Source organism: Bacillus sp. JST-5 (genome assembly GCF_057747715.1).
Genome location: NZ_JBYLHW010000098.1, coordinates 1 through 6,286 on the forward strand (window position 1 = coordinate 1; position 6,286 = coordinate 6,286).

At 34.2% G+C, this 6,286-nt stretch carries 5 protein-coding genes and 1 other annotated feature; of the genes, 1 reads left to right on the forward strand and 4 read right to left on the reverse strand.

All coding sequences use genetic code 11. The features are described 5' to 3' along the window. Positions 1–177 precede the first annotated feature (177 nt). Positions 178–391: a binding site (T-box leader), on the reverse strand. Between the two features lie 57 nt (positions 392–448). The 4 genes from pdxT to guaB form a co-directional block, all read right to left on the reverse strand. Further along, positions 449–1,027, reverse strand: coding sequence for a pyridoxal 5'-phosphate synthase glutaminase subunit PdxT (gene pdxT / locus AC3ASS_RS13330; protein WP_488284013.1), 579 nt, complete (start codon positions 1,025–1,027; stop codon positions 449–451). Positions 1,028–1,030: 3 nt separating this feature from the next. Next, the gene (gene pdxS, locus AC3ASS_RS13335; protein ID WP_488284014.1) at positions 1,031–1,912 is read right to left on the reverse strand and encodes a pyridoxal 5'-phosphate synthase lyase subunit PdxS; all 882 of its coding nucleotides are present in this window, start codon (positions 1,910–1,912) and stop codon (positions 1,031–1,033) included. A 123-nt stretch (positions 1,913–2,035) separates the two neighbouring features. Beyond that, a complete protein-coding gene (locus AC3ASS_RS13340) occupies positions 2,036–3,358 on the reverse strand; it encodes a D-alanyl-D-alanine carboxypeptidase family protein (protein ID WP_488284015.1) in 1,323 nt (440 codons plus the stop codon). A gap of 223 nt (positions 3,359–3,581) precedes the next feature. Further along, the gene (gene guaB, locus AC3ASS_RS13345) at positions 3,582–5,048 is read right to left on the reverse strand and encodes an IMP dehydrogenase (protein ID WP_488284016.1); all 1,467 of its coding nucleotides are present in this window, start codon (positions 5,046–5,048) and stop codon (positions 3,582–3,584) included. 112 nt (positions 5,049–5,160) lie between these two features. Between guaB and AC3ASS_RS13350 the strand changes: the two genes are divergently transcribed. After that, positions 5,161–6,150 carry a YaaC family protein gene (locus AC3ASS_RS13350; protein ID WP_488284017.1) on the forward strand — a complete coding sequence of 330 codons (990 nt, stop codon included), beginning with the start codon at positions 5,161–5,163 and terminating at the stop codon, positions 6,148–6,150. Positions 6,151–6,286 lie beyond the last annotated feature (136 nt).

Below are 6,286 nucleotides of genomic sequence, written 5' to 3' on the forward strand. Positions count from 1 at the left end.
TGATTTGCTCGCACTCTCCAAGAGAGTTACTTTGTCACAGGGCTTCAACCTTAGGATTTCTCCACCAGTTGCCTGTCAGCTACCGAGCGTCTTGGCACTTACTCGGGTTGGACTTGCACCAACTAGCAGATAACAGCTTAGCTGGGCACGCTCAAATAAAAAACTCTCATCCCTATAATAAGGGACGAGAGTATAATCCCGCGTTGCCACCCTAATTGAAGACTAAAAATGTCTTCCTCTTAGACTTGATAACGGTTAGACCGTAAGAACCTACTATAATTTCAGTTCTTCACTCGAGGACGGATTCACAAGAGTTAAACACCAGTTTTCACCCACCACTGGCTCTCTAAAGTTTAACGAACTTGCTACTACTTCCTCTCATCGCGTTTGCATTATTATATTTTATAGATAATTTACTATAATGATGAACGAGTTTCAACTATTTTATTCATTTTTTGCTATCTTCAATCATGTTTATAAAATATTTTGTTAGTCTTAAATCTTCCGTTAATTCCGGATGAAAAGAACAGCCTAAATAATTATTGTCCCTCGCTGCAACAATTCTATCTTGATACATAGCTAAAATTTCTGTTTTTTCACCTACAGAAACGATATGAGGGGCACGTATAAATACTGCAGGAAAGCTTTCCCCTATCCCTTTAATGGAGATCGGTGTTTCAAAACTTTCTCTTTGCCGACCAAAAGAATTTCTTTCAACAGTTACATCCATTAATCCAAGATGACAACTATCATAACTTACAATTTTTTTCGCTAAAATAATTAATCCAGCACAAGTTCCAAAAATAGGCTTTCCATTTAAACCAAAGTTACGAATGGGTTCAATAAGTCCATAACGATCCATTAACTTCCTAATTGTAGTGCTTTCCCCTCCGGGAATAATAAGACCGTCAATATCATTTAATTGTTCTTTTGTCTTAACAATAACCGCTTCGCATCCACATTTTTTTACTGAATCTACATGTTCAGAAACGGCACCTTGAAGTCCTAATACCCCTATTTTATACATCCATTACCATCCCCGTTCTTGCATACGCTGTTCTAAAGGTAATGTGGAAATTTCAATCCCTCTCATTGGCGTTCCTAAATCTTTTGACAAATGAGCAATTAGCTCATAATCTTCATAATACGTAGTTGCTTCTACAATAGCACGTGCAAATTTTGCTGGGTTTTCTGATTTAAAAATTCCTGACCCTACAAAAACACCATCAGCACCTAAATGCATCATTAATGCAGCATCAGCTGGGGTTGCAACACCACCGGCAGCAAAATTTACAACTGGTAATCGTCCTAATCGTTTAATTTCTAATAATACATCGTAAGGAGCTCCTAATTGCTTCGCCTCTGTCATTAATTCGTCTTCATTCATATGCACAATTTTTCGTATTTGGGCATTCACTTTTCGAATATGTCTTACTGCTTCAACAATATTTCCTGTTCCTGGCTCCCCTTTCGTCCGTAACATAGAAGCTCCTTCACCAATGCGACGAGCAGCTTCCCCTAAATCACGACAACCACAAACAAATGGAACAGTGAATTCCTTTTTATTTATATGAAATTCTTCATCGGCTGGGGTTAAGACTTCACTTTCATCGATATAGTCCACTCCAATTGCTTCCAATACCTTCGCTTCAACATAATGGCCAATTCTAGCTTTAGCCATGACCGGAATGGAAACAGCATTGATTACTTCTTCTATAATTCGTGGATCAGCCATTCTAGCGACCCCACCAGCAGCTCGAATATCAGAAGGTACTCGTTCTAATGCCATAACCGCAACAGCACCAGCTTCTTCAGCTATTTTCGCTTGTTCAGCATTAACAACATCCATGATGACGCCGCCTTTTTGCATTTCTGCCATACCGCGTTTTACTCTCTCTGTCCCTTTTTTCATAGAGATATCCCTCCAGATATTAAATAAAACTATTCCGATTGGAATATTTACTACTAATTGTATCATGTAAAAAAAATAGACTTCTGTCAATACAGAAGTCTACTAAGTATATATTTTCTATTTTTAGAACCAACTGCTAATGGCTGAAGTAATACTACTCCATAAATCTGAGAAAAATCCTCCAATGCCTCGCATCATTAAAACAAACCAGTTAGCTTTTTCAACTGTTTCAGTAGCGACGACATCTACTCGTACTGTATCTTTACCATCAATAAATCCATAGTCCGTTCCGTCATATTCATAGGTAACGTAACCAACAACATCACCTTTTTTAACAGGGGCAACTAGCTGACCATCCTTGTTTAACTTATCTTTATCTATAACTAGTTTTGCCTTATATTTATCTTTTTCACCATTTTTTATTACAAGTTCAATCGGATCTTTCGTAGCAATTTTGACTTTATCTTTTTTCCCTTTAATAACAGGCAGTGTTTTATTATTTTTAAATGTTAGTCCTTCTTTGAAAAGTGTTTCTTTTGAGAAATTATTGAAGGCATAATTTAATAGTTGTTGAGTTTCTATAAATCTATCGTTCATTGATGGAAGATTCATAACAACGGTAATAAATCTTTGACCATTTCGTTCGGCAGTTGATGTGAAACAATATCCTGCATAATCAGTGGAACCAGTTTTAAGTCCGTCTACACCTTCATATTCAAAAATTAAACCAGGTACCATAAAGTTATAGTTTGGATACTCTTTACCATCACGGAATTTTAAAGTAGAAATGCTAGATGTTTCTAATACTTCTGGATAATCATTGATTAAACGGAACGCTAATTTAGCTGTTTCCCTTGCAGTCATTAAATTTTCTTCATCTTTACCAGTGCCTTCTGGATGATTTCCTAACATGTTTTCATTATTCAATCCTGTTGAATTGACAAACTTATAGTTTTTTAAACCCAATTCTTTTGCTTTTTGATTCATTAATTTTACAAAGTTTGTCTCTGTCCCAGCGATTAATTCAGCCAACGCTACCGTAGCAGCATTTCCTGAATGAATAGCCATCGCTTGATATAGTTCTTTTACAGTGTAAGCTTCGCCTTGGGTTAATCCAACATTTGATAAATCAGGAGCTTTTGATAGATTATGGATAAATTCATTAATAATAACTTCCTGATCCCAAGTAATTTTCCCTTCATGTATCGATTCTAAAACTATATATTCTGTAAGCATTTTAGACATACTAGCTACGCCTAATAGCTCATCTGCGTTTTTTTCATAAAGCACTTTACCAGTTTCTGCATCTATTATAATGGCAGCTTTTGCTTTAAGACCAAGAGGGTCCTCCTCTGCTGCTGCAGAATTCACATTTAACAATAAAGAAAAAATCAAAAGTGTAGGTATTAATGTAAAGATCGTAAAAAGTTTTTTATATCTTTTCAATCTGCCGTCCCTCCATGCCTTAACTAATTTACACTTTTTATAGTTTATCATATCTATTAGTAAAAAAATAGAGTCGTAAGAAATACAATTCAAATGGTAATTTAGCAAATATATGTCAACGGTTTCCAAAAAATTGAAAGATAAAAACGGCTTTAACTCTATTATAGAGATAAAAGCCGCTTCGAAAGAATGATTTAACTGGAAAATATTATAATTACAAAACTTAAGATAATGAATAATTAGGTGCTTCTTTTGTTATTTGTATATCATGTGGATGACTTTCTCTTAAACCTGCACCAGTCATTCGAATAAATTGTGAATGTTCTCGTAATTCTTCTAAATTTTTCGCTCCACAATACCCCATACCTGAACGAATTCCGCCAACTAATTGATAAATGGTATCTGCGAGTGGTCCTTTATATGGTACTCTTCCTTCTATTCCTTCAGGGACAAACTTTTTATTTTCTTCTTGGAAATATCTATCTTTAGAACCTTTTTCCATAGCACCAATAGATCCCATTCCACGGTATACTTTAAACCTTCTACCTTGATAAATTTCTGTTTCACCTGGGCTTTCTGATGTACCTGCCAATAAACTTCCAAGCATAACGGCATGTCCACCTGCAGCTAATGCTTTTACAATATCTCCAGAATACTTTATTCCACCATCGGCGATAATTGCCTTTCCATGTTTTCTAGCTTCTGTCGCACAGTCATAAATAGCAGTTATTTGAGGAACCCCTACACCTGCTACTACACGTGTCGTACAAATTGAACCTGGTCCAATTCCTACTTTCACAACATCGGCTCCTGCTTCAAACAATTCCCTTGTACCTTCAGCAGTAGCAACATTTCCAGCAATGATATTTAATTTTGGAAATTCCTTTCTAATTAATCGTACTGTATCTAAAACACCTTTGGAATGACCGTGAGCAGTATCTACTACTATACAGTCAACATTTGATTTCACAAGCATTTCTACACGCTTCATTACATCTTTCGTTACACCAACTGCTGCACCAACAAGTAATCTCCCTTGATGATCTTTAGCAGCATTTGGGAATTCAATAACTTTTTCAATATCTTTTATCGTAATTAAACCTTTTAATATTCCTTTATCATCTACTAATGGTAATTTTTCTATTTTATGCTTTTGTAGAATTCTACCTGCTTCTTCTACTGTTGTACCTACAGGTGCCGTAATTAAGTTCTCTTTTGTCATTACTTTATCAATTTTTATTGAATAATCTTCAATAAATCTAAGATCTCTATTGGTAATAATTCCAACAAGTTTTTGTTCTTCCTTATTGTTTACAATTGGAACACCAGAAATTCGATACTTGCTCATTAAATGCTCAGCATCGTAAACTTGATGTTCTGGTGTTAAGAAAAATGGATCCGTTATGACACCATTTTCTGATCGTTTTACTTGATCAACCATTTCTGCTTGCTGTTCAATGGACATATTTTTATGAATAATTCCTAATCCACCTTGACGTGCAATAGCGATTGCCATAGCAGCTTCTGTAACTGTATCCATACCTGCACTAATGATTGGAATATTTAACTTTAACGTATCTGTCAAGGTTGTTTCAAGTTTTACATCTTTAGGTAATACTTCTGACTTTGCAGGAATTAATAGAACATCATCAAAGGTTAAACCTTCCTTAACAAATTTATTCTCCCACATTATTTTTTTCCTCCAGCCTTGAAATATTATTAGTAGGTTATCAATTGGATAAAATACTGTCAAGGACTCAAAAATATTTTTAACTATTCAAAAAATTAGGGGGATTTCCTTAGTGTTAACTCAGAAAATGTTTTTCAATCAAGATTTACATTTATTTTTATCTGAACAAAGTGCACAAAAATATTTACAACAAATTTACGAAAAACAAAAGTTTTCTGATTCTGAAAGAATGAGTTACTTAAACTGTGTTCCTTTTCTTTCATATATAGAGCAAGCAAAATTATTTATTGAGCAAGCAGATCAAGCACCAATAAGTTTAAAACCTATCTTATTATTTTATGGTTTTGTACATGGAATTAAAGCATGCCTATTAACAGTTGATCCTTATTATCCGGAAAGCACTTCCGTCTTAGCCCACGGAGTTTCTACCAGAAAAAGAAAAAAACAACATTACAATTATTTAATGGATGAAATAAAAGTTCAAAAACATGGATTATTTCCACACTTTGCTTATAAATTATTTAATGTAAACCATTTATGTGGAGAAAAAGTAAATATAAAATCATTATTGATTGAAATTCCTGAAATGGAAAATATTCTTTTATTTATTGATGATAATGATTATGAACCAATATTTATTAAAGTTGAAAAAGATGGAACAAAATTTAGGATTCCCGATAACATTTTAGACTATTATAAGATGACAAAAGATCGTTATATGAACTATTTTGAAACAAAGTGTACCTTTCCAATTCATTGGAAAAAAGAAGATGATGATTACATTTCGTTTACTTCAAGTAATTATTCCGGTAAATATCCTCATGACTTTACACCATTGAGATTTGATATTTTCGAAAAAACTTATAAAATACAAACAACAATCCAACGTTTTTCCGTTTTTTCAGAAATGATGATCTTTTATCTCCTTTTATATCATTTAAGCATGATTGCTCGATATGAAGTTGAATGGTGGTCAGAATTATTAAAATCAACTACATCTTATGACTATCCAATTATATTGCACTTCTTACATATAGCTACTCAAAAATGTCCATTTTTAATTAATCAATTTTTATATAATCGAGTAGGAGGGAGCGATTAACTCCCGTCCTCTCACACCACCGTACGTACGGTTCCGTATACGGCGGTTCAATTAAGATAATTGACGCAAGTCTTTATAACTTCCGTGAATAGCTGTTCTCTTTATGCCAGTGGTCACTCCACCCTCCAAGAGGTCT

Excerpts from the sequence above, each read along its gene's own strand:
- pdxT (WP_488284013.1), bottom strand. The coding sequence starts at position 1,027 with ATGTATAAAATAGGGGTATTAGGACTTCAAGGTGCCGTTTCTGAACAT.
- pdxS (WP_488284014.1), bottom strand. The coding sequence starts at position 1,912 with ATGAAAAAAGGGACAGAGAGAGTAAAACGCGGTATGGCAGAAATGCAA.
- guaB (WP_488284016.1), bottom strand. The coding sequence starts at position 5,048 with ATGTGGGAGAATAAATTTGTTAAGGAAGGTTTAACCTTTGATGATGTT.